General features: G+C 60.3%; 23 protein-coding genes. 20 read left to right on the top strand and 3 right to left on the bottom strand.

Going from position 1 to position 23,975, the window contains the following annotated elements; all coding sequences use genetic code 11:
* Nucleotides 1–221 precede the first annotated feature (221 nt).
* From eno to IB248_RS27815, 12 genes are all read left to right on the top strand, one after another.
* Nucleotides 222–1,496: a phosphopyruvate hydratase gene (eno, locus tag IB248_RS27870; protein WP_112659422.1), complete on the top strand. Its 1,275-nt coding sequence runs from the start codon at nucleotides 222–224 to the stop codon at nucleotides 1,494–1,496.
* Nucleotides 1,497–1,641: 145 nt separating this feature from the next.
* Entirely contained in the window at nucleotides 1,642–1,962 is a 321-nt protein-coding gene (locus IB248_RS27865) for a septum formation initiator family protein (protein WP_007532419.1), read from the top strand.
* A 146-nt stretch (nucleotides 1,963–2,108) separates the two neighbouring features.
* Nucleotides 2,109–3,155 carry a pyruvate dehydrogenase (acetyl-transferring) E1 component subunit alpha gene (gene pdhA, locus IB248_RS27860; protein ID WP_018858807.1) on the top strand — a complete coding sequence of 349 codons (1,047 nt, stop codon included), beginning with the start codon at nucleotides 2,109–2,111 and terminating at the stop codon, nucleotides 3,153–3,155.
* 17 nt (nucleotides 3,156–3,172) lie between these two features.
* Nucleotides 3,173–4,555, top strand: a complete 1,383-nt coding sequence (locus IB248_RS27855) for a pyruvate dehydrogenase complex E1 component subunit beta (protein WP_192241959.1) — start codon at nucleotides 3,173–3,175, stop codon at nucleotides 4,553–4,555.
* Nucleotides 4,556–4,573: 18 nt separating this feature from the next.
* Nucleotides 4,574–5,914 (top strand): pyruvate dehydrogenase complex dihydrolipoamide acetyltransferase, encoded by a 1,341-nt coding sequence (locus IB248_RS27850; protein WP_192241958.1) that lies wholly within the window; start codon nucleotides 4,574–4,576, stop codon nucleotides 5,912–5,914.
* 19 nt (nucleotides 5,915–5,933) lie between these two features.
* Entirely contained in the window at nucleotides 5,934–6,575 is a 642-nt protein-coding gene (locus IB248_RS27845; RefSeq protein WP_018858804.1) for an SGNH/GDSL hydrolase family protein, read from the top strand.
* A gap of 2 nt (nucleotides 6,576–6,577) precedes the next feature.
* Nucleotides 6,578–7,159: a GNAT family N-acetyltransferase gene (locus IB248_RS27840; RefSeq protein WP_192241957.1), complete on the top strand. Its 582-nt coding sequence runs from the start codon at nucleotides 6,578–6,580 to the stop codon at nucleotides 7,157–7,159.
* Between the two features lie 15 nt (nucleotides 7,160–7,174).
* The gene (lpdA, locus tag IB248_RS27835) at nucleotides 7,175–8,620 is read left to right on the top strand and encodes a dihydrolipoyl dehydrogenase (RefSeq protein ID WP_018858802.1); all 1,446 of its coding nucleotides are present in this window, start codon (nucleotides 7,175–7,177) and stop codon (nucleotides 8,618–8,620) included.
* A 121-nt stretch (nucleotides 8,621–8,741) separates the two neighbouring features.
* Complete coding sequence (locus tag IB248_RS27830; RefSeq protein WP_018858801.1) at nucleotides 8,742–8,990, top strand: GlsB/YeaQ/YmgE family stress response membrane protein; 249 nt, start codon at nucleotides 8,742–8,744, stop codon at nucleotides 8,988–8,990.
* A 42-nt stretch (nucleotides 8,991–9,032) separates the two neighbouring features.
* Complete coding sequence (gene lipA / locus IB248_RS27825; protein WP_192241956.1) at nucleotides 9,033–10,004, top strand: lipoyl synthase; 972 nt, start codon at nucleotides 9,033–9,035, stop codon at nucleotides 10,002–10,004.
* Between the two features lie 72 nt (nucleotides 10,005–10,076).
* Nucleotides 10,077–10,649, top strand: a complete 573-nt coding sequence (locus IB248_RS27820; protein WP_026371999.1) for an ATPase AAA — start codon at nucleotides 10,077–10,079, stop codon at nucleotides 10,647–10,649.
* A 9-nt stretch (nucleotides 10,650–10,658) separates the two neighbouring features.
* A complete protein-coding gene (locus tag IB248_RS27815) occupies nucleotides 10,659–11,102 on the top strand; it encodes a type II toxin-antitoxin system RatA family toxin (RefSeq protein WP_007790436.1) in 444 nt (147 codons plus the stop codon).
* Here IB248_RS27815 and IB248_RS27810 read toward each other — a convergent pair.
* Together IB248_RS27810 and IB248_RS27805 are read right to left on the bottom strand one after the other, a co-directional pair.
* Entirely contained in the window at nucleotides 11,093–11,593 is a 501-nt protein-coding gene (locus tag IB248_RS27810) for a CinA family protein (RefSeq protein ID WP_169683865.1), read from the bottom strand. The two genes, IB248_RS27815 and IB248_RS27810, sit on opposite strands and share 10 nt — an antisense overlap.
* 1 nt (nucleotide 11,594) lies before the next feature.
* A complete protein-coding gene (locus IB248_RS27805) occupies nucleotides 11,595–12,806 on the bottom strand; it encodes a bifunctional 2-C-methyl-D-erythritol 4-phosphate cytidylyltransferase/2-C-methyl-D-erythritol 2,4-cyclodiphosphate synthase (RefSeq protein ID WP_192241955.1) in 1,212 nt (403 codons plus the stop codon).
* A 146-nt stretch (nucleotides 12,807–12,952) separates the two neighbouring features.
* On the opposite strand from IB248_RS27805, the gene dusB reads away from it, so the two are divergent.
* The 8 genes from dusB to hflX all read left to right on the top strand — a co-directional run bounded on the left by dusB (nucleotide 12,953) and on the right by hflX (nucleotide 23,075).
* Nucleotides 12,953–13,969 carry a tRNA dihydrouridine synthase DusB gene (gene dusB / locus IB248_RS27800; RefSeq protein ID WP_192241965.1) on the top strand — a complete coding sequence of 339 codons (1,017 nt, stop codon included), beginning with the start codon at nucleotides 12,953–12,955 and terminating at the stop codon, nucleotides 13,967–13,969.
* On the top strand, nucleotides 13,966–15,120 hold the full coding sequence (locus tag IB248_RS27795) for a nitrogen regulation protein NR(II) (RefSeq protein WP_169683867.1): 1,155 nt from the start codon (nucleotides 13,966–13,968) through the stop codon (nucleotides 15,118–15,120). Before dusB ends, IB248_RS27795 begins: the two co-directional genes overlap by 4 nt.
* On the top strand, nucleotides 15,117–16,568 hold the full coding sequence (ntrC, locus tag IB248_RS27790; RefSeq protein WP_018858794.1) for a nitrogen regulation protein NR(I): 1,452 nt from the start codon (nucleotides 15,117–15,119) through the stop codon (nucleotides 16,566–16,568). Before IB248_RS27795 ends, ntrC begins: the two co-directional genes overlap by 4 nt.
* A 190-nt stretch (nucleotides 16,569–16,758) precedes the next feature.
* Nucleotides 16,759–19,029 carry a PAS domain-containing sensor histidine kinase gene (locus IB248_RS27785; RefSeq protein WP_018858793.1) on the top strand — a complete coding sequence of 757 codons (2,271 nt, stop codon included), beginning with the start codon at nucleotides 16,759–16,761 and terminating at the stop codon, nucleotides 19,027–19,029.
* On the top strand, nucleotides 19,019–20,383 hold the full coding sequence (locus IB248_RS27780; RefSeq protein WP_062375417.1) for a sigma-54 dependent transcriptional regulator: 1,365 nt from the start codon (nucleotides 19,019–19,021) through the stop codon (nucleotides 20,381–20,383). The genes IB248_RS27785 and IB248_RS27780 overlap by 11 nt, the downstream gene beginning before the upstream one ends.
* A 63-nt stretch (nucleotides 20,384–20,446) precedes the next feature.
* Nucleotides 20,447–21,310, top strand: coding sequence for a D-amino-acid transaminase (locus IB248_RS27775; RefSeq protein ID WP_025659011.1), 864 nt, complete (start codon nucleotides 20,447–20,449; stop codon nucleotides 21,308–21,310).
* Nucleotides 21,311–21,420: 110 nt separating this feature from the next.
* Nucleotides 21,421–21,663: an RNA chaperone Hfq gene (gene hfq, locus IB248_RS27770; RefSeq protein ID WP_003539403.1), complete on the top strand. Its 243-nt coding sequence runs from the start codon at nucleotides 21,421–21,423 to the stop codon at nucleotides 21,661–21,663.
* Nucleotides 21,664–21,740: 77 nt separating this feature from the next.
* The gene (hflX, locus tag IB248_RS27765; RefSeq protein WP_169683870.1) at nucleotides 21,741–23,075 is read left to right on the top strand and encodes a GTPase HflX; all 1,335 of its coding nucleotides are present in this window, start codon (nucleotides 21,741–21,743) and stop codon (nucleotides 23,073–23,075) included.
* 64 nt (nucleotides 23,076–23,139) lie between these two features.
* On the opposite strand, the gene mazG is transcribed toward hflX, so the two are convergent.
* The gene (gene mazG / locus IB248_RS27760; RefSeq protein WP_192241954.1) at nucleotides 23,140–23,973 is read right to left on the bottom strand and encodes a nucleoside triphosphate pyrophosphohydrolase; all 834 of its coding nucleotides are present in this window, start codon (nucleotides 23,971–23,973) and stop codon (nucleotides 23,140–23,142) included.
* Nucleotides 23,974–23,975: the final 2 nt, after the last annotated feature.

Genomic DNA, 23,975 nt, shown 5'->3' with positions numbered 1-23,975 from the left:
TTACAACCAGCTTGAAAGTCAAAATTTATATTTCCAAAACTTCAGGTTTTGAAAGTTGATAAGCGTTGTCTCTAACCAACGGCCGGGCGTGGCTTCAAAGGCCTGACATATTCACCCGTTAGGGCCGTGGCATGCCATCTGTCGTCAGTGTGGCATTGTAATTTGTGTGCCTTCGATTAAACAGGCTTCCAACGTTATCACCCACCGAGCAGGAAGAACCGATGACTGCAATTACCGACATTATCGCCCGCGAGATTCTCGACAGCCGTGGCAATCCGACCGTCGAAGTCGATGTCTATCTCGAAGACGGCAGCATGGGCCGTGCGGCGGTGCCGTCGGGCGCTTCCACCGGTGCTCACGAAGCTGTTGAAGTTCGCGATGGTGGCAATCGCTATCTCGGCAAGGGTGTTGAAAAGGCTGTCGAAGCCGCCAACACCGAAATCTTTGACGCGATCGGCGGCATTGATGCCGAAAACCAGATCCAGATCGACAACATCATGATCGAACTGGACGGCACGCCGAACAAGTCGCGCCTCGGCGCCAACGCCATCCTCGGCGTATCGCTCGCGGTTGCCAAGGCTGCTGCCCAGGCTGCCGGCCTGCCGCTCTACCGTTATGTCGGTGGCGCCAGCGCCCACCTGCTGCCGGTCCCGATGATGAACATCATCAACGGTGGCGCGCATGCCGACAACCCGATCGACTTCCAGGAGTTCATGATCCTGCCGGTCGGTGCCGATTCCATCCGCGAAGCCGTTCGTATGGGCTCGGAAGTATTCCACGTCCTCAAGAAGGAGCTGTCGGCTCAGGGCCACAACACCAACGTCGGCGATGAGGGTGGTTTCGCGCCGGGCCTGAAGAGCGCCCCTGAAGCCCTCGACTTCATCATGAAGTCGATCGAGAAAGCCGGCTACAAGCCGGGCGAAGACATCTACCTCGGCCTCGACTGCGCTGCGACCGAATTCTTCAAGGACGGCAAGTACGTTCTCGAAGGCGAAGGCCGCACGCTGGAATCGGGTGCCATGGCTGAATACCTTGCCCAGCTCGCCGCCCAGTATCCGATCATCTCCATCGAAGACGGTATGGCTGAAGACGATTGGGACGGCTGGAAGGCACTGACGGATCTGGCCGGCAAGAAGGTCCAGCTGGTCGGTGACGATCTATTCGTCACCAACTCGGCCCGTCTGCGTGATGGTATCCGCATGGGCGTTGCCAACTCGATCCTCGTCAAGGTCAACCAGATCGGCTCGCTGACGGAAACGCTCGACGCCGTCAACACTGCGCATAAGGCTGCCTACACCGCAGTCATGTCGCACCGTTCCGGTGAAACCGAAGATTCGACGATTGCCGATCTGGCGGTCGCCACCAACTGCGGTCAGATCAAGACCGGCTCGCTGTCGCGCTCGGATCGCCTGGCCAAGTACAACCAGCTGATCCGCATCGAAGAGGGCCTCGGCCCGCAGGCCCGCTACGCCGGCCGTTCGATCATCCGCGGCTGATCAATCGCGCCTGAATTGAGCGACTTGGACCCGCGTCTACGAAAGGCGCGGGTTTTTTCGTGCCTGATTTTTCATAGTCAACGGACAGTTAATCTCTGCCCGGTAGACTTCAGCGCATCGAGGTAATGCGTTCGAGCGTGCGTTTATGTGGACAAAGCATCACAAGAAGAAAAAGATCGGTCGTTTCGTGGTTCCCGCGATGACGGTCGCGTTTCTCTCCTACTTCGGCTATCATTGCATTCATGGTGATTACGGTCTGCGGGCAACCGAGGGGTTCGAGCGCCAGCGGATAGCGCGCGAAAGGGAGTTGGCGGTTCTGAAAGGCAAGCGCGAGCATCTTGAAAAGCAGGTCGCGCTGCTGAGCGACGGTTCGATGGACAAGGACATGCTGGACGAGAAAGCGCGTCTTCAGCTTAATGTTTCTCGCGCTGACGAGATCGTCATATTCAATCACTATTCGAATTAACCGAAATTCAGTTAATCGAAATAAAGCGTTATTTATCAGTGATTTACTGATGAATACGAGCCATGCATTTATGGCATTGCTGTGGCTAAATTTCTTCCCTATGGTGTGCGCCACCAAAGAACCGACAAACCCATAGGGAGGGTTGAATGGCGCCGCGAAAAACCGCGACCGTTTCCAGCCGTAAAACTAGCGCAAAGCCGGCAAACAAGGCCTCGAATGGTGGTCCTGTCGCTGATTTCACGCGCGACGAGGAGCTCAAGGCCTACCGCGAAATGCTGCTGATCCGCCGCTTCGAAGAGAAGGCCGGGCAGCTCTACGGCATGGGCTTCATTGGCGGTTTCTGTCACCTTTACATCGGTCAGGAAGCTGTCGTCGTCGGCATGCAGATGGCGCAGAAAGAAGGCGATCAGGTTATCACCGCCTATCGCGATCACGGCCATATGCTGGCGACCGGCATGAGCGCGCGTGGCGTCATGGCCGAACTGACCGGCCGCCGTAGCGGTTATTCGCGCGGCAAGGGCGGCTCGATGCACATGTTCTCGAAAGAGAAGCATTTTTACGGCGGTCACGGCATCGTCGGCGCCCAGGTTTCGCTTGGAACGGGTCTCGCTTTCGCCAATCGCTACCGCGGCAACGACAGCGTTTCCGTCGCTTACTTCGGTGACGGTGCTGCGAACCAGGGCCAGGTCTACGAGAGCTTCAACATGGCTGCTCTCTGGAAGCTCCCGATCATCTACATCGTCGAAAACAACCGTTACGCCATGGGCACCTCGACTGCCCGCGCGACCGCGCAGTCGAACTACTCCCTGCGTGGCTCCGGCTTCGGCATCCCCGGCATCCAGGTCGATGGCATGGATGTCCGCGCCGTAAAGGCCGCAGCCGACGAAGCCCTCGAGCATTGCCGCTCCGGCAAGGGTCCGATCATCCTCGAGATGCTGACTTACCGCTATCGCGGTCACTCGATGTCCGACCCGGCGAAGTACCGCACGAAGGAAGAAGTGCAGAAGATGCGCTCCGAGCAGGATCCGATCGAGCAGGTGCGAGCGCGCCTCCTTGAGAAGGGTTGGGCCTCGGAAGACGATCTGAAGGCGATCGACAAGGATGTCCGCGATGTCGTTGCCGACAGCGCCGACTTCGCCCAGTCCGATCCGGAGCCGGATGCATCCGAGCTCTACACTGACATTCTGCTCTAATCGGGGAGGGACGACCCATGCCAATCGATATTCTCATGCCCGCCCTCTCTCCGACGATGGAAGAAGGCACGCTTTCCAAATGGCTCAAGCAGGAAGGCGACACCGTCAAGTCTGGTGACGTGATCGCCGAAATCGAAACCGACAAGGCAACGATGGAAGTCGAAGCCGTCGATGAAGGCGTCATCGGCAAGCTCCTGGTTCCGGCCGGCACAGAAAATGTGAAGGTCAATGCCAAGATCGCGGTCCTGCTTCAGGACGGTGAATCGGCGTCCGACATCTCTGCCGCACCTGCCGCGCAGCCCGCACCTGCCGCTGCCGCTCCGCAGGCGGAAGAAAAGCCTGCTGCCGCTGCTGCTCCGGTTCCGGCGGAGCCGAAGGCTGCCGTGCCGAACGATCGGGAAATTCCGGCAGGTACGGAAATGGTCTCCATGACTGTTCGCGAAGCGCTTCGCGATGCCATGGCCGAAGAAATGCGCGCCGACGACAGCGTCTTCGTCATGGGCGAAGAAGTTGCCGAATACCAGGGCGCCTACAAGGTCACCCAGGGTCTTCTGCAGGAATTCGGCGCCCGCCGCGTCATCGACACCCCGATCACCGAGCACGGCTTTGCCGGCGTCGGCGTCGGTGCTGCCATGTCCGGTCTGAAGCCGATCGTCGAGTTCATGACCTTCAACTTCGCCATGCAGGCGATCGACCAGATCATCAACTCCGCCGCTAAGACGCTCTACATGTCCGGTGGCCAGATGGGTGCTCCGATCGTCTTCCGCGGCCCGAACGGTGCAGCTGCCCGCGTCGGTGCCCAGCACAGCCAGGACTACTCGGCATGGTACAGCCAGATCCCGGGCCTCAAGGTCGTCATGCCCTACACTGCATCCGACGCAAAGGGTCTGCTCAAGGCTGCCATCCGCGATCCGAACCCTGTTGTCTTCCTCGAGAACGAAATCCTCTACGGTCAGCATTTCGATGTGCCGAAGCTCGATAATTTCGTTCTCCCGATCGGCAAGGCTCGCATCCATCGTCCGGGCAGGGACGTCACGATCGTCTCCTTCGGCATCGGCATGACCTATGCCACCAAGGCCGTCGCCGAACTCGAAAAGATCGGCATCGATGCCGAGCTGATCGATCTGCGCACGCTGCGCCCGATGGACCTTCCGACCGTGATTGAATCGGTCAAGAAGACCGGCCGTCTGGTCACCGTCGAGGAAGGCTATCCGCAGAACTCGGTCGGCACCGAAATCGCTACCCGCGTCATGCAGCAGGCCTTTGACTACCTCGATGCGCCGGTTCTCACGATCGCCGGCAAGGACGTTCCGATGCCCTACGCCGCCAATCTCGAGAAGCTCGCACTGCCAAGCGTCGCCGAGGTCGTCGATGCCGTAAAGGCCGTTTGCTACAAGTAACAAGGGGAGGGTATTTCGATGCCTATCAACATCACGATGCCTGCCCTCTCTCCGACGATGGAAGAAGGCAATCTGGCCAAGTGGCTCGTCAAGGAAGGCGACACGGTCAAGTCGGGCGACATCATTGCGGAAATCGAAACCGACAAGGCAACGATGGAAGTCGAAGCCGTCGATGAGGGCACGGTTGCCAAGATCGTCGTTCCTGCCGGCACGGAAGGCGTCAAGGTCAATGCCTTGATCGCCGTGCTTGCTGCCGATGGCGAAGATGTATCCGCTGCTGCAAGCGGTGCAGGCTCTGCCGCACCGGCGCCGAAGGCTGCTGAAGCCCCGAAGACGGAAGCAGCGCCGGCAGCACCGGCTCCGGCTGCTGCCGCACCGGTTCCGGCAGCGGCACCTGCAGCCGCTCCCGCGGGCGGAAATCGCACCTTCTCCTCGCCGCTTGCGCGTCGACTGGCCAAGGAATCCGGTATCGATCTCTCGGCCATATCAGGCTCCGGCCCTCACGGCCGCGTTGTCAAGAGCGATGTCGAGGCGGCCGTGTCAGGTCGTGGTGCAAAGGCTGCTCCGGCTGCTGCTGCTCCGCAGGCTGCCGCACCGGCTCCTGCTGCAGCCCCGAAGGGCGCATCGGACGAGAGCGTTCTCAAGCTGTTCGAACCGGGCTCTTACGAGCTCGTGCCGCATGATGGCATGCGCAAGGTCATCGCCAAGCGCCTCGTCGAGTCCAAGCAGACTGTGCCCCACTTCTACGTCACCGTGGATTGCGAGCTCGATGCACTGATGTCTCTGCGTGCCCAGCTGAACGATGCCGCTCCCCGCAAGGATGGTGCGCCGTCCTACAAGTTGTCGGTCAACGATATGGTCATCAAGGCTATGGCGCTGGCTCTGCGCGATGTTCCGGATGCGAACGTCTCCTGGACCGAAGCCAACATGGTCAAGCACAAGCACGCCGATGTCGGCGTTGCCGTCTCGATCCCTGGCGGCCTGATCACCCCGATCATCCGCAAGGCCGAGGAGAAGACCCTGTCGGCCATCTCCAACGAGATGCGTGATCTCGGCAAGCGCGCCAAGGATCGCAAGCTGAAGCCCGAAGAATACCAAGGCGGAACCAGCTCGGTCTCCAACATGGGCATGATGGGCGTCAAGCAGTTCGCAGCCGTCATCAACCCGCCGCATGCGACGATCCTCGCAGTCGGCGCAGGCGAGCAGCGCCCCGTCGTCAAGAACGGCCAGCTGGCTGTCGCAACCGTGATGACGGTCACGCTGTCGACCGACCATCGCTGCGTCGACGGCGCGCTTGGTGCGGAGCTGCTGCAGGCGTTCAAGGGCTACATCGAAAATCCGATGGGTATGCTCGTCTGAGACCGGAGCGGAGGCGGAAATGACGAAGACCGTTCTTTGCTATGGTGACTCGCTGACTTGGGGCTATGACGCCGACACGATCGGACGTCATGCCTACAAGGATCGTTGGCCAAGTGCGCTTCAGGCGGCACTCGGCAACGAAGTGCGGATCATCGCCGAAGGATTGAATGGGCGAACCACCGCCTTCGACGACCATCTCGCCGACTGCGACCGGAACGGCGCACGCATCCTTCCGACGATTCTGCAGAGCCATGCGCCGCTTGATCTCGTCATTTTGCTGCTTGGCACCAACGACATGAAGCCTGTCGTGGCGGGTTCGGCCTTTGCCGCCTGCCAGGGCATTGCCCGGCTGGTGCGTCTGATCCGCAATCATGCCTGGCCCTTCGAATTCGATGGGCCGGACATTCTGATCGTCGCGCCGCCGAAGGTGCGTGAGACGGCAAACGTGCCATTTGCGGCGTCGTTCGTCGGCGCCATCGAGGAGTCGGCGAAGCTTCCGACCCTTTATCGTGATCTCGCGGACGAACTCGGCTGCGGCTTCTTTGACGGCAATTCGGTGGCGAAGACGACACCGGTCGATGGCATTCACCTCGATGCGGACAATACCCGCGCTCTTGGGCGCGGCATGGAGTCGACTGTGCGGATGATGCTGGGGCTTTGAGCATGGGATCCTTCGCTTCGCTTCGTCCCGCGACGCGGGAGGATGCGACGGAGCTGGCTTTACTCACGGACATCGCTTCCCATGGTTTCGCCTCCTGGCTCTGGCTGGTGGAGCTTGGAAACGGTGGCGGCGATACGCCGATGGAGCGTGGACGGCAGAAGCTGCGTGGCGACCAGGGGCAAGGCAACTGGAGCGACGCCGTGATTGCCGAAGCCCATGGCGAGATCGCGGGAGCCGCGATCGGCTACGGTCTTGGCGAAGGCATACGGAATATCGAGGCGGATCGCCCGGCGCTGAAGCCGGTCATCGATCTGCAGAAAATGGTGGTGGGAAGCTGGTTTGTCGGAACGCTCGGTGTCTACAACCATCTGCGTGGCATCGGGATCGGTCGAAGGCTTCTCATGGATCAGATTGAGCGTGCGGAAAATGCTCCGGTCAGCCTGATTACCGCAGGTTACAACGAGGCGGCTCTGTCGCTTTACAAGAAGAATGGATTTTCGGAGGCGGCGCGAACGAATGCCGTGGCCTTCTTCGAAAACGGCAGGAAACACGAGTGGGTGCTTCTCACCCGCGACGCCCGATAGCAAAGGCAGGGAAACATGGCTGAGAACTACGACGTCATCATCATCGGCTCCGGACCCGGGGGCTATGTCGCCGCTGTGCGCGCCACCCAGCTCGGTCTCAAGACCGCGATCGTCGAACGCGAGCATCTGGGCGGCATTTGCCTGAACTGGGGCTGCATTCCAACCAAGGCTCTGCTCCGCTCGGCCGAAATTCTCGACCATTCCAACCACCTGAAGGACTACGGTCTCGTGCTGGAAGGCAAGGTCAGCGCCGACGTGAAGGCGGTCGTTGCCCGCTCGCGCGCCGTCTCCGCACGCCTCAACGGAGGCGTCGGCTTCCTGATGAAGAAGAACAAGGTCGACGTGATCTGGGGCGAGGCCAAGATCACCAAGCCGGGTGAGATCGTCGTCGGCAAGTCGTCGAAGCCGGTCGTCGAGCCACAGCATCCCGTGCCGAAGGGCGTCAAGGGCGAGGGCACTTACACCGCCAAGCACATCATCGTTGCAACAGGTGCGCGTCCCCGCGCCCTGCCGGGCATCGAGCCGGACGGTAAGCTGATCTGGACCTACTTCGAAGCGCTGAAGCCGGATGTACTGCCGAAGTCGTTGATCGTCATGGGCTCGGGCGCGATCGGCATCGAATTCGCAAGCTTCTATCTGTCGATGGGCGTGGACGTGACGGTGGTCGAAGTCTTGCCTACCATCATGCCGGTCGAGGATGCGGAAGTTACTGCGATCGCCCGCAAGCAGATGGAAAAGCGCGGCATGAAGATCTTCACGAGCGCAAAGGTCGCGAAGGTCGAAAAATCCGCCAACAGCATCACCGCGCATGTCGAGACGTCGGATGGCAAGATACAGCAGATCACGGCGGATCGCATGATTTCGGCTGTCGGCGTGCAGGGCAACATCGAAAACCTCGGCCTTGAGGCTGTCGGCGTCAAGACGGATCGCGGCTGCGTCGTCATCGACGGTTACGGCAAGACCAACGTTCCTGGCATTTACGCGATCGGTGACGTCGCCGGCCCGCCGATGCTCGCTCACAAGGCGGAGCACGAAGGCGTCGTCTGCGTCGAGAAGATCGCCGGCCTGCCGAACGTTCATGCGACCGACAAGGGCAAGGTCCCGGGCTGCACCTACTGCAACCCGCAGGTTGCCTCCGTCGGTCTCACGGAAGCCAAGACCAAGGAATTGGGCCGCGACATCCGTGTCGGTCGCTTCTCCTTTGCCGCCAACGGCAAGGCGATCGCGCTTGGCGAAGATCAGGGTCTCTGCAAGGTCATCTTCGACAGGAAGACCGGCGAGCTGCTCGGCGCCCACATGGTTGGCGCGGAGGTCACCGAGCTCATCCAGGGCTTTGTCGTCGCAATGAACCTAGAGACCACGGAAGAGGAACTGATGCACACGATCTTCCCGCATCCGACGGTTTCCGAAACGATGAAGGAAGCGGTTCTGGATGCTTATGGTCGTGTCCTGAACGCTTGATCGTTTCTTCCCTATTGTCGAAGGTGGAAAAAGCAAAAGTCGATCATCATGTTTATGGTGTGTCGGCGCCATCATCGTGGTTCTGATCGCAAGGGCGATATCGTAAAGAGGCGAGGGCAGGATGGAAGGCGTAGGCTGGATCGCAGCGATCATCATCGGCGGCTTTGCGGGTTGGCTCGCGGGCAAGCTGATGGAGGTTCGCTACGGAGTATTGCTCAATATCGTGCTCGGCATCGTCGGCTCGGTGGTCGCAACCGCGATTCTGGCGCAATTTCATATAGAGGTGGCCGGCGGCAGGCTCGGTTACTTCGTCACGGGTTTTCTTGGTGCCTGCTTGCTGATATTCGTCGCGCGGCTCGTCCGCCGATAGATAGGGCTTTTGCCGCATGGAGCGGCGGAGATTTGAACTGCCATGGTAACCATTCTCGATACGATCAATCCTGATTCCAAGCGTGTGCGGCATCCCGAAAAGGCCCATCGACCTGACCAGGAGGTCCTGCGCAAGCCGGATTGGATCCGCGTCAAGGCGCCAACCTCCAAGGGATACGCAGAGACGCGCTCGATCGTGAAGGAGCACAAGCTCGTCACCGTCTGCGAAGAGGCTGGTTGCCCCAATATCGGCGAGTGCTGGGACAAGAAGCACGCGACCTTCATGATCATGGGCGAGATCTGTACCCGCGCTTGCGCCTTCTGCAACGTTGCGACCGGCAAGCCGAATGCGCTTGACATGGCCGAGCCGGAGAATGTCGCCAAGGCGGTGAAGGAGATGGGGCTCTCCCACGTCGTCATCACTTCGGTCGACCGCGATGATCTCGAAGACGGCGGCGCCGAGCATTTCGAGAAGGTGATCTGGGCGATCCGTGTTGCCTCGCCGACGACGACCATCGAAATCCTGACGCCCGACTTCCTGAAGAAGCCCGGTGCCCTGGAGCGCGTCGTTGCCGCAAAGCCCGACGTCTTCAATCACAACATGGAAACGGTTGCCGGCAACTACCTGACGGTTCGTCCGGGAGCTCGTTACTTCCACTCCATCCGCCTGCTGCAGCGCGTGAAGGAACTGGACCCCACCATGTTCACCAAATCGGGCATCATGGTCGGTCTCGGCGAGGAACGAAACGAAGTGCTGCAGCTGATGGACGACTTGCGGACCGCAGAGGTCGACTTCCTGACCATCGGCCAGTACCTGCAGCCAACCCGCAAGCACCACGCGGTGATGAGCTTTGTTACGCCTGACGAATTCAAGTCCTACGAGACGGTCGCCTATACCAAGGGCTTCCTGATGGTGGCTTCGAGCCCGCTGACGCGTTCGTCGCACCATGCCGGCGACGACTTCGCACGCCTGAAGGCCGCACGCGAGAAAAAGCTGCTGATCGCAGCGGAATAATCAACGATCGCTTGCATTTTTCAAAAGCGGCGGCGATCTTCCCGCGGCTTTTTGTTTGCGGAGGCGACGAGAATGCCGGCTTATATCGACGATATGCGCAAGGTTGCCGCACTGCTGCGCCAGTCCGAGCGCATCATGGTCATCGGCTGCTCCGGCGGCGGCAAGAGCACCTTGTCGCTAAAACTCAGCAGCAAGCTCGATCTTCCTTATTTTTCCATGGATAAAGAGTTCTTCTGGCTGCCGGGCTGGGTCAAGCGCCCGAAAGAGGAAGAGCGCCATCTGATCGGTAACGTCGTCGCCGGCGAACGGTGGCTCATGGACGGAACCGGCCCATCCACGTTCGATATTCGTGTCGCCCGCACGGAACTGGTCGTCTGGGTACGTATGCCGCGCTGGCTTTGTCTGTGGGGAATCTGCAAACGCGCGTTCCTCCATCTCGGAAGGACTCGGCCAGACATGGCGCCCGGATGCCTGGAGCGAGTGCCGGATCGGGAGTTTCTCACTTACATCTGGACGTTCGAGAAGCGGTTCGCGCCCCTGGTGATTGCTGCGCTCGACAAGCATGGCCCGAATGTTCCGGTTTTTCAGCTGAAAAGCCGGCGGGAGGTGAACCACCTTCTTGATCTTCTCGGCGCTCCTACTTAACTGCCGATCATGCCTCAGTTCGAAACGCATCACTCCGTCCCGCATTCCGCCGATCAGATGTTCGATCTCGTCGCCGACGTCGAGCATTATCCTCAGTTTCTTCCGCTCTGCGAGGCGCTGAGCATTCGCAGCCGCAAGGAGCGTGACGGCAAGGTTCTGCTGATCGCCGATATGACCGTCGGTTACAAGGCGATCCGCGAAACCTTCACGACGCAGGTGCTGTTGAACCGGGCCGAGCGCCTCATCGAGGTCAAGTATATTGATGGACCATTCCGCTATCTCGACAACCGCTGGCGTTTCGAGGAGACGGCAACAGGCTCCAACATCCACTTCTTCATCGACTACGAGTTCAAGAGCCGCATCCTGGGGGCGGTCATGGGGTCGATGTTCGATCGCGCCTTCCGCATGTTCTCGGAAGCCTTCGAAACGCGGGCGACGAAGATTTACGGCTGAGCCAATTCCTGGATCATACCAAGCGCGGTCCTGACCGTCGCAAGCCGCACCTCACCGCGACCGATGTCGCCGTAGAGCATCTTCCGATGAATAAGCCCGCCAGAGCGCGACTTGGCCGCGAGGTGGACGAGGCCGACCGGCTTCTCCACCGATCCGCCGCCTGGCCCGGCAACGCCCGTCACAGCGACGGCAATGGCGGCGCGGGAGCGGAAGAGGGCGCCGTGCACCATCTGCCGCGCCGTCTCCTCGGAGACCGCGCCGAAGCGGATCAGCGTTTCCTCCTGCACGCCAAGCATCTCCATTTTGGCGGTATTGGTGTAGGTGACGAAGCCTCTGTCCACGACAGAGGACGATCCTGAGATTTCCGTGAGCGCGCCAGCGACCAGTCCGCCGGTGCAGGATTCCGCGGTCGAAACCATCAGCCCAGCTGCCGTGAAATCGCGAATGATCGCTTCTGCTTGCACGATGATGTCGTTCGGGAAGGTGCTCATCTCATGTGCTCCGATAGACGACGGTTGCCGTGGCGATCGCGGCGATGCCCTCGCGCCGGCCGACAAAGCCGATCTTCTCGTTGGTCGTCGCCTTGACTGAGCAGCGGTCGATCGAGATGCCCAGGAACTCGGACAGATTGGCGCGCATCTCGTCGCGATGCGGCCCGACTTTCGGTGCTTCGGCGATCAGCGACACGTCGGCGTTCATGATGGCGCCGCCACGCTCGCGCACGATCTTTGCCGCATGTTCGATGAAGATGCGCGACGGCGCGCCCTTCCACTGCGGATCAGATGGCGGAAAATGATCGCCGATGTCGCCCGCTCCACAGGTCGCAAGCAGTGCGTCAGTCAACGCGTGGAGCGCTACGTCCGCGTCGGAGTGACCCTTGAGCTTCTGGTCATGCGGTATGAAGACGCCGCAGAGCGTTACGCCGTCGCCCGGCTCGAGCTGATGGACGTCGTAGCCGTTGCCGGTGCGCACATCGGGGAGCGCCTGTACTGAAAGTCTGCTGTCTGCCATTGCGATGTCCCGTTTGACCGTCAGTTTTCCATTGTCCGCCAGACCCTCGACGATCCGCACCGGAATACCGGCCCATTCGGCAATGGCGGCGTCGTCGGTGAAATCGGTGAGATTTGCCACAACCGCCTTTTCGTGGGCGGCAAGGATGGGCTCGAAGGCGAAAGACTGCGGCGTTTGCGCTGCGTAGAGATGATCGCGGGAAACGGTGTCGAGGACCGTTCCATCATGATCTGCTCGCTTCAGTGTGTCGGCGACGGGCATGGCGGGGAGAATTGCCGGCACGCCCTCCGAGAGCAGGCCAGCGATGCGATCGAGAAGCGCATGATCGAAGAAGGGCCGCACTGCGTCGTGGATCAGAACATGCGAGATATTCTTGCCGCGCAAATGGCGTAGTCCCGCTAAGACGGATTGTTGGCGCGTAGCGCCGCCGTGAGCCGCATCGATCGGCGTGCCGGACTGGACCTGCCCGGCAGCTTTAGCAAACAGCGCCTCGTCGTCGGGGTGAATGACCACGACGATGTGGCGTGCAAGCTCCCAGCTGGCGAACTTCTCCAGTGTGTGAGTGATAACAGGCCTGCCGCCAATCGCCCGATACTGCTTCGGTCCCTCTTCGGAGGCGCCCGCGCGTTCGCCGCGGCCGGCCGCGACGACGACGATACCTATTGCTGGTTGCTTTTGATGCATTTGCGGCATAAATCCTCAAAGCGCGATTTTTACACCGGTGCTTAGCGGCTTGGCGCATCGAATTCCAGCATTTGCTCGAAAAATGTCAATTCGCGCACTGCCCTCTTGGCAAGCCATTCAAACCTGTCTAAAAATAGTGCACGCATTTCGCGTGCCTGAAAGATAATCAATTGTTGAGCTTCGACCTCGCATCACCTTTGCGGATTGGACCTGTGGAAGTCAGGAACCGTGTTGTGCTGGCGCCTATGTCTGGCGTGACGGACATGCCGTTCCGGCAACTGGCGTGGCGTCATGGCGCAGGGCTTGTGGTCACCGAAATGGTAGCAAGCCGCGAACTGGTCAACAGCACTGCCGAATCATGGGCACGCCTCGAAAGCGCGGGGTTTGAGCCCCACATGGTTCAGCTCGCTGGCCGTGAAGCCCATTGGATGGCGGAGGCCGCGAAGATCGCTGCCGACCATGGCGCCGACATCATCGATCTCAACATGGGATGCCCCGCCAAGAAAGTGATTGGCGGTTACTCCGGCTCCGCCTTGATGCGCGATCCCGATCACGCCCTCAGCCTCATCGAGGCGACAGTCAAGGCCGTCAGCGTTCCCGTGACCCTGAAGATGCGGCTCGGTTGGGACGAGAATTCGATCAACGCGCCCGAGATCGCGTGCCGCGCCGAACAGGCTGGCGTTCAGCTTATTACGATCCATGGCCGCACGCGCATGCAGTTTTACGAGGGTCGGGCAGACTGGGATGCGATCCGCGCGGTTCGCGATGCCATTACCGTGCCCTTGGTTGCAAACGGCGATGTCGAAACCGTCGAGGATGCACATGAGATTCTGCGTCGCTCGGGAGCCGATGCCGTCATGATCGGTAGGGGCTGCCAGGGCAGGCCGTGGCACGCCGGCGTATTGGCTGGGCAACCGGCGCCCGAAGTGTGGGAAGTCCCCGACATTGCGACCGAGCACTACAGAATGATGCTCGAATTTTACGGTGAGGCAGTCGCCGTTCGCCATGCAAGGAAGCACCTTGGCTGGTATCTCGACCGTTTTGCGCCTGGTCTTGCAGCGCAGGAAAAGGCCGCGATCATGACGGCGCGGGAGCCCGACGACGTAGCTGCAAGGTTTTATAATGCATTTATGGCTGCGGCATCGAACACGCAGACGCGGGAGGCTGCATGACGAATGACGTGCCATCGTCGATCGACAACGGCGTTAGCGCAGTTGCGATCGCTGTGCTCAACGCGATCCAGAATCCGGTCGTGATGGTCAACGAGGCTGGCCTCGTCGCCTTCGCAAATTGGGAAGCGGAAGCCTTCTTCGGTGCCAGCGCAGCCCACCTCGCGCGGTACAAGATCTCGACCTTTATCCCATTTGGCAGTCCGCTGCTGGCCTTGATCGACCAGGTTCGTGAACGGCGAGCACCGATCAACGAGTATCGCGTCGACTTGAGCTCGCCGCGCCTCGGACAGGACAAGCTTGTCGACTTGTATGTTGCCCCTGTCGTCAGCGATCCAGGCTCCGTCGTGATCGTGTTCCAAGAGCGGTCGATGGCGGACAAGATCGACCGGCAGCTGACGCATCGTGCGGCGGCCCGCTCGGTCACGGGGCTTGCCTCCATGCTGGCGCATGAGATCAAGAATCCGCTTTCCGGTATTCGCGGTGCAGCGCAGCTGCTAGAGCAATCGGTCGTCGACGACGACCGCGCATTGACGCGGCTGATCTGCGACGAAACGGACCGCATCGTCTCGCTCGTGGACCGCATGGAAGTCTTCTCGGACGAACGCCCCGTTGATCGGATGCCGGTCAATATCCACTCCGTTCTCGATCACGTGAAGGCCGTGGCGAAGGCGGGATTTGCGCGGCACCTCCGGATCACCGAGAACTACGACCCGTCGTTGCCGTCGGTCTACGCGAACCGCGATCAGCTTGTTCAGGTGTTCCTCAATCTCGTAAAGAATGCCGCCGAAGCCGTCGGCGATCGCCCGGATGGCGAGATCGTTTTGACGACGGCTTACCGCTCCGGCATTCGTCTGTCGGTCGCCGGCACGCGCGAAAAGATTTCGCTGCCGCTGGAATTTTGTGTTCAGGACAACGGTCCGGGCGTGCCGGCGGACCTTCTGCCGCATCTGTTTGATCCGTTCATTACGACCAAGACGAACGGCAGCGGCCTTGGCCTCGCGCTCGTCGCTAAGATTATTGGGGACCACGGCGGCATTATTGAATGCGACAGCCAGACCAACCGCACGACATTCCGCGTCTTGATGCCGGCCTCCAAGGACGCATCGGTGGACGACGCAACGACCATAACTCCCACAGGACCTACTCGATGACAGCAACGATCCTCGTCGCGGATGATGATGCGGCAATTCGTACCGTGCTTAATCAGGCTCTGAGCCGCGCCGGCTATGACGTGCGAATTACCTCCAACGCCGCCACGCTCTGGCGTTGGGTGTCGGCAGGCGAGGGCGATCTTGTCGTAACCGATGTCGTGATGCCGGATGAAAATGCGTTCGATCTCCTGCCGCGCATCAAGAAGGCCCGCCCGGATCTCCCCGTGCTTGTCATGAGCGCCCAGAACACCTTCATGACGGCGATCAAGGCTTCCGAAAAGGGCGCCTACGATTACCTGCCAAAACCATTCGACTTGACGGAACTGATCGGCATCATCGGCCGTGCGCTGGCCGAGCCGAAGCGCAGGCCAGCCAAGCTTGACGAGGACATGCAGGACGGAATGCCGCTTGTCGGCCGTTCGGCCGCGATGCAGGAAATCTATCGCGTCCTTGCGCGCCTGATGCAGACCGATCTGACGCTGATGATCACCGGCGAGTCCGGTACCGGCAAGGAACTGGTGGCGCGGGCGCTCCATGACTACGGCAAGCGCCGCAACGGGCCGTTTGTCGCGATCAACATGGCGGCGATCCCGCGCGATCTGATCGAATCCGAGCTCTTCGGCCACGAGAAGGGTGCGTTCACCGGCGCCCAGACGCGTTCGACCGGTCGCTTCGAGCAGGCCGAAGGCGGCACGCTTTTCCTCGACGAAATTGGTGATATGCCGATGGATGCCCAGACGCGCCTCCTGCGCGTCCTGCAGCAAGGCGAGTACACCACTGTCGGCGGCCGCACACCGATCCGCACCGACGTTCGGATCGTCGCGGCGACCAACAAGGATCTGAAGCAGGCGATCAATCAGGGACTTTTCCGCGAGGATCTCTACTATCGTCTAAACGTCGTTCCGCTGCGTCTGCCGCCGTTGCGTGATCGTGCGGAGGATATCCCGGATCTTGTGCGCCACTTCGTCCAGCAGGCGGAAAAGGAAGGCCTTGGCTCCAAGCGCTTCGATCAGGAGGCGCTCGATCTGATGAAAGCCTACGCCTGGCCGGGCAACGTGCGCGAGCTCGAGAACCTCATTCGCCGGTTGATGGCACTTTATCCACAGGATGTGATCACCCGCGAAATCATCGAAGCCGAGCTTCGGTCTGATGTGCCGGACAGCCCGATCGACAAGGGGCCGATCCGTAACGGCAACATGACTATCGCCCAGGCTGTCGAAGAAAACATGCGGACATACTTCGCCGGTTTCGGCGACGGCCTGCCGCCACCCGGGCTTTACGATCGTGTATTGACGGAAATGGAGTATCCGCTGATTCTAGCCGCGCTGACGGCGACGCGCGGCAACCAGATCAAGGCGGCTGACCTTTTGGGGTTGAACCGCAATACGCTGCGCAAGAAGATCAGAGAGCTTGGCGTATCGGTGTACAGAAGCTCCCGCACTGCTTGACAATGTGACTGGCGACGTTGCATTTTCGCCACAATGCGTTGCTTAGAAGTCACGCATGGGGTTCGGGTTTTCGGAGCTGTCTAAGAGAGCAGCGGCACTTGCCGTTGCGTTGCGGAGGCAGGCTGGCGGCTTCCGCCCTGGTCCGCGGGAGCGGCGGAGGCGATTGCCTGCTGCCAGGAGAAATAAGCGAATGGAACAGGATGCAATGCCGCCTGCGGCGGAAGGCGAAGCTGTCACGGCCGTGACCGATCGCCGTGCCCTGTTTGCGCTGCCGGGCCTGATCCTTGCCGGTGGTGCGCTTCTCTGTGCCACGCTGACGCTCTTCGTTCTGCTCGGGCTGACCCCGATCGCGCCGACTTACCATGTCGTTGTCACCTCGGTTGTCGTGAACTCGTTTTTCGTGTTGGGTCTGATGGCCCTCATCGCACGCGAGGTCTCCCGCCTGCTCAAGGCGCGGAAACGCGGGCGAGCGGCGGCGCGCCTTCATATCCGCATCGTTGTGCTCTTCTCAATCGTCGCGATCACCCCGGCGATCCTTGTTGCGATTTTCGCCAGTATTACGCTGAATGCCGGCCTCGACCGGTGGTTTGCGCTCCGCACGCAATCGATCGTCAGTTCCTCCCGAAACATCGGGCAGGCCTACATGATGGAGAATGCGAGCTACCTGCAGGGCCAGACTGTCTCGATGGCGAATGACCTCGAGCGCAACAGGGCTCTATTCAATCTCGATCGCACCGGCTTTTCCGATTTGATGACGCGGCAGGCGCGGGGCCGCGGGCTGCTCGGTGCTTTCCTTGTCCAGTCTGACGGCTCGGTGATCACCCAGGCTGATATCAAGACCGAGAAGCCGTTGCCGGCAATTCCCCAGGATGCGTTGAACAAGGCCGCGGCCGGCCAGCCGACCTTGATTCCGCCGGGCATAACCAACCTGGTGGGCGCCATCATCAAGCTCGATGCGATTGACGGCGCGTTCCTCTACACGGTCCGCGCGGTCGATCCCAAGGTCATGGGCGCAATGCGTCTCATGGAGGAGAACGCCACAGAATACAAATCCATGGAGGCAGGGCGTTTCTCGCTGCAGATCGCCTTCGCGGTTCTCTACATCGGCTTTGCCCTTATCGTTTTGCTGGCCGCCATCTGGACGGCAATTGCCGTGGCTGACCGTATCGTGCGTCCGATCCGTCTGCTGATTACGGCGGCGGACAGCGTGGCCTCCGGCAACATGGATATTGTCGTGCCTGTCCATTCCGTGGACGGCGATGTTGCCAACCTCTCGCGGACCTTCAACAAGATGATCTCGGAAATTCGCACGCAGCGCGACGAGATCCTGGAGGCCAAGGATGAGGTGGACGACCGCCGTCGTTTCATTGAAGCGGTTCTATCCGGTGTGACCGCCGCGGTCATCGGTGTCGAGCACGATCGCAGGGTCACCATCGTCAACAGTTCCGCAGAAGCGCTTATGGCATTGCCTGCGTCGGACATGCTCGGCAAGCAACTCTCCGAGATCGCGCCCGAAGTCGACCAGGTCCTGACGGAAGCCGCCTCCCGCTATCGCGGCGATTTCCGCAAGCAGATTGCCCTCGTGCGAGCTGGCACCGTGCGGACGCTGAGCGTCCAGGTGACGCGCGAGGAAGTACGCGACATGAGCGAATCCTATGTCATCACGCTCGACGACATCACCGACCTCGTTATCGCACAGCGCTCGACGGCATGGGGCGACGTCGCCCGCCGCATCGCTCATGAAATCAAGAATCCGTTGACGCCGATTCAGTTGTCGGCAGAACGCATTCAGCGCCGCTACGGCAAACAGATCAACCAGGATGACCGCAGCGTCTTCGACCAGTGCACCGAGACCATCATCCGGCAAGTGGGTGACATTGGCCGCATGGTGGATGAGTTCTCGTCGTTTGCCCGGATGCCGAAGCCGATCAAGGAGCCGAGCGATCTCCGCAAGATCCTGCATGATGCGGTGTTCCTGCGCGAGATGGGCAACAGCCACGTGAGCTTCCAGCAGGAACTGGGCGACCAGCCGCTGGAAGGGCTGTTCGACAGCCGCATGCTCGGTCAGGCATTCGGCAATCTGATCAAGAATTCCGTGGAGGCGATTGAAGCCGTGCCGAGCGGAGAGCGCGACGAGCGCAAGATCCTCGTTCGTGCCTCGCTCGATCCGGCGCGGGATCGCTTCACCGTCGATGTGATCGACAACGGTCGCGGCCTGCCGGTCGAAAACCGCCACAGCATTCTGGAACCCTATACGACGATGCGCGAGAAGGGCACCGGACTTGGCCTGGCGATCGTAAAGAAGATTATTGAGGAACATGGTGGGCAGCTCGAATTGCATGATGCGCCCGCTGATTTCGACCAGGGAAGAGGGGCCATGATCCGCGTGCATCTGCCACGTCTGGAAACTGCGCCTTCTGCTCCGGCCGCAAGTGACAAGGAAAGTGTTTATGGCCTCTGATATTCTGGTCGTCGACGACGAGCACGACATCCGCGAGATCGTCTCCGGTATCCTGTCTGACGAAGGACATGAGACCCGTACGGCACATGACAGCGACAGTGCGCTGGCTGCGATCTCCGATCGTGCGCCGCGGCTGATCTTCCTCGACATCTGGATGCAGGGCAGCAAGCTCGACGGTCTGTCGCTTCTGGACGAGATCAAGACGCGCCACCCGGACATCCCTGTCGTCATGATCTCGGGTCACGGCAACATCGAGACGGCTGTTTCCGCCATCAAGCGGGGCGCGTTCGACTTCATCGAAAAGCCATTTAAGGCCGATCGACTGATCCTGATCGCGGAGCGCGCGCTAGAGAATTCGAAGCTGAAGCGCGAAGTATCCGAACTCAAGCGCAAGGCTGGCGATCCGGTCGAACTTATCGGTACCTCCGTTGCCGTCTCGCAGCTCCGCCAGACGATCGAGAAGGTATCGCCGACCAACAGCCGCATCATGATCTTTGGTTCGTCAGGTTCCGGCAAGGAGCTTGTGGCCCGTATGATCCACAAGAAGTCGACGCGCGCGAATGGTCCCTTCGTGGCACTGAATGCCGCCAATATCACGCCTGATCGCATGGAGATTGCGCTGTTCGGTACGGAAGGGTCGCCTGGCCAGGCGCGCAAGATCGGCGCACTGGAAGAGGCACACCGTGGCATTCTCTACCTCGACGAAGTCGGCGAAATGCCGCGCGAGACGCAGAACAAGATCCTCCGCGTTCTTGTCGATCAGCAGTTCGAGCGCGTGGGGGGCTCCAAGCGGGTGAAGGTCGATGTGCGCATCATCTCGTCGACGGCCTACAATCTCGAGACCCGCATCGCCGAGGGTTGGTTCCGCGAAGATCTCTATCATCGCCTTGCCGTGGTGCCCGTGCGCGTACCGGCACTCGCCGAACGGCGCGAAGACATTCCGTTCCTGGTCGATCAGCTGATGCGGCAGATTTCCGAACAGGCCGGCATCCGTCCCCGCCGCATTGGCGACGACGCGATGGCCGTGCTACAGGCCCATGATTGGCCGGGCAATATCCGCCAACTGCGCAACAACATCGAGCGGCTGATGATCCTTGCCCGTTCCGACGGTCCGGATGCGCCGATCACTGCCGAGATGCTGCCGACTGACCTTGGCGACATGTTGCCAAAGGTTTCGGCCAAGAACGACTATCACATCATGACGCTGCCGCTTCGCGAGGCACGAGAGATGTTCGAGAAGGACTACCTGATCGCGCAGATCAATCGCTTTGGCGGCAATATCTCGCGCACCGCGGAGTTTGTCGGCATGGAGCGCTCGGCGCTTCACCGCAAGTTGAAGTCGCTCGGCGTCTGAGACACGGGCGGCGCTGCGGCGCCGTCCTAATTCTCTCTGCTATAACTCCCGCACAGGTTCACCATGCCCAGAATAGCCTATGTGAACGGCCGCTATGTCACGCACTCGAATGCAATGGTCCATATCGAGGATAGAGGCTATCAGTTCGCGGATGGCGTCTATGAAGTCTGTGAAATCAGGCATGGCTATATCGTTGATCTTACACGCCATCTGAACAGGCTGGACCGATCGCTTGGTGAGTTGCGTATTGCCTGGCCAATGAGCCGCAACGCGCTGACCCGTGTCATTCGCGAAACGCTGCGGCGCAATCGCGTCCGCAACGGTCTCTTTTACCTGCAAATCACCCGTGGGGTTGCACGGCGCGATCATGTGTTTCCCGCAGAAGGAACGCTGCCCTCGCTGGTCATCACCGCCAAGAGCACCGATCCTTCGATCATCGCGAGGAAGAACGCGACAGGCATCAAGGCGATCACCGTGCCCGACAATCGCTGGGACCGTGTCGATATCAAGTCCGTCGGTCTCTTGCCGAACGCCATGGCGCGCCAGCACGCGAAGGAAGCCGGTGCGCAGGAGGCGATCTTTGTGGACGCCGATGGCATGGTGAAAGAGGGAGCTGCGACCAATGTCTGGATCGTCGATCGCGACGGCACTCTCATTACGCGTCCGGCTGAACACGGCATTCTGCGCGGCATTACCCGCACGACGCTGATCGATGTCGGCGCCAAGCTGGGCCTGAAGATCGAGGAGCGGAAATTCTCGGTCGCGGAGATGCTTGCGGCGCGTGAGGTGTTCATCACGGCGGCCACGAGCATCTGCTTTCCGGTTGTGTCGATCGATGGCCAGCCGATCGCAAATGGCCATCCAGGCAGCGTCTCCCAGAAAATTAGGGAGGCCTTTTTCGACGTTGCGGAAAAGATTGCGATTTGATACCAAGACTTTCTGGGCAGATGGGATGAGGGTTGTCGGCTGCCTGCAGGCGAGGTTGATTAGTATTTCACCGGCGGAATGAAGCCGGCAATAAAGAAAGAAGCGGCGCGATGGCGGAACGTTCTCAGAATCTGCAGGACTTATTTCTCAATACTGTACGCAAACAAAAGATTTCACTGACAATCTTCTTGATCAATGGCGTGAAGCTGACCGGAGTTGTCACCTCGTTCGACAATTTTTGCGTTCTGCTTCGCCGTGACGGCCATTCGCAACTCGTGTATAAACACGCAATCTCGACCATCATGCCCGGCCAGCCGATGCAGATGTTCGAAAGCGAAGAAGCTGCTTCCTAACGGGACCTGCAATTATCTCGACACGCGATACCAAAAACGATTCGATCATCCCGGAAGCAGCCAAGCACCGGGATGATATGCGCGCGACCGTCGTCGTGCCCGTGCTCAAGCAGGGGCGCGCCGGACGCAGTGCGGGCGATGCTGCGCCTGTGGTCACCCGCACGCCCGAGAGCCGCCTGGAAGAGGCGACCGGTCTTGCGCAGGCGATCGACCTCGATGTGGTGAATGGCACGATCGTCACCGTCAGCGATCCGCGACCCGCAACATTGATGGGCACGGGCAAGATCGAAGAGATCAAGGCGACGTTGGATGCGAATGATTCCGGTCTCGTGATCGTCGACCATCCGCTGACACCGGTACAGCAGCGCAATCTCGAGAAGGAATGGAACGCCAAGGTCATCGACCGCACCGGCCTCATCCTCGAGATCTTCGGCCGTCGTGCTTCCACCAAGGAAGGCACGCTGCAGGTCGATCTAGCTCATCTGAACTATCAGAAGGGCCGTCTGGTTCGCAGCTGGACCCACCTTGAGCGTCAGCGCGGCGGTGGCGGCTTCATGGGTGGTCCTGGTGAAACCCAGATCGAAGCCGACCGTCGCTTGCTGCAGGACCGCATCGTCAAGCTCGAGCGTGAGCTGGAACAGGTGGTCCGCACCCGCCAGCTGCATCGCGCCAAGCGCAAGAAGGTGCCGCATCCGATCGTGGCGCTCGTCGGCTATACCAACGCCGGCAAGTCGACACTGTTCAACCGGATCACCGGGGCAGGCGTGCTGGCCGAAGATATGCTGTTCGCAACGCTCGATCCGACGCTGCGCCGAATGAAGTTGCCACATGGCCGCACGGTGATCCTCTCCGACACCGTCGGTTTCATCTCGGACCTTCCGACCCACCTCGTCGCCGCTTTCCGCGCTACGCTGGAAGAAGTGCTGGAAGCCGACTTGATCCTTCATGTCCGCGATATGTCCGACGTCGACAATCAGGCGCAGAGTGCCGACGTGCTCCGCATCCTGAAGGACCTCGGCATCGACGAGGAAGAGGGCGACAAGCGCATCATCGAAGTCTGGAACAAGATCGATCGCCTTGAGCCGGAAGCACACGATGCCATTGTCCAGAAGGCGAGTGGTGCCGAGAACGTCGTCGCCCTATCCGCAATCAGCGGCGAGGGTATCGATACGCTGATGGGAGAGATCAGCCGCAGACTGTCAGGCGTGCTGACCGAAGCGACTGTGCGCTTGCCTGTCGACAAGTTGGCGCTGCTGCCTTGGCTCTACGATCATGCGATCGTCGATAACCGCGAGGACAACGAGGATGGGTCGATCACGCTCGATGTACGTCTCTCGGAAACCGAAGCGGTCGAACTGGAGCGCCGCCTGGGCAACGGGCCGAAAGTCGCGAAAGAGGATTGGGAACGCTAGAGCTCCCTGCAGCGGGCTTTGCATTATGCCCGGACTGGGCCTCACGCAAGGTAAGGATGTCGGCTCAGCCCAGTTGCCGCTCGATAGCCTTCGCCGCCTGCCAGATTTCTTCCATCCGCTCCAGACTCGCCGCGTCCAAAGTTTCGCCTTCCGCGTCAAGAACGGCTTCGATATGACTGAAACGTCTACGAAATTTTGTATTCGTTCCGCGCAAGGAATCTTCCGGGTCAGCCTTTACATGCCTGCCGATATTGACCACGGCGAAGATGAGGTCGCCGAGCTCATCACTGACCCTTGCTTGATCGCCTTCCGCTAAGGCGACACGCAACTCGCCGATTTCCTCCTCGATTTTGTCGAGGATCGGTTCGGGCGCTGACCAATCGAAGCCCACCTTTGCAGCGCGTTCCTGCAGCTTCAGCGCCTCTGTCAGGGCAGGGAAGCTCCGCTGGACCGATCCGAGGAACCCCGCCTTGAAATCCTCGCTGACGCCGCGCTTGGCTCGCCGTTCGGCGCGCTCGCGCTTTTCTGCCTGCTTGATGTCGTCCCACTGCTTCTTCACCGCATCGGGCGTGTCGGCATCAGAATGGGCGAAGACATGCGGATGGCGGCGGATCATCTTGCGGGTGATTGCCTCAACGACGTCGCCAAAGGAAAATTCTCCCGCTTCCTCGGCCATGCGCGCATGAAACACGACCTGCAGCAGCAGGTCGCCCAACTCCTCGCAGAGGTCGTCCATGTCATTGCGCTCGATTGCGTCGGAGACTTCATAGGCCTCCTCGATCGTGTAGGGCTTTATCGTCTCGAACGTTTGGACGATGTCCCAGGGGCAGCCGGTTGCCGGATTGCGCAGCGCGGCCATGATCTCGATCAGGCGCGAAATGTCTTTTGAGGCTTCCATGG

Origin of the sequence: Rhizobium sp. RHZ01 (assembly GCF_014851595.1) — a bacterium.
Taxonomy (GTDB): domain Bacteria; phylum Pseudomonadota; class Alphaproteobacteria; order Rhizobiales; family Rhizobiaceae; genus Rhizobium; species Rhizobium altiplani.
The sequence above is the reverse complement of the archived record's forward strand: the minus strand, read 5'-3'. Positions and strand labels throughout refer to the sequence as shown.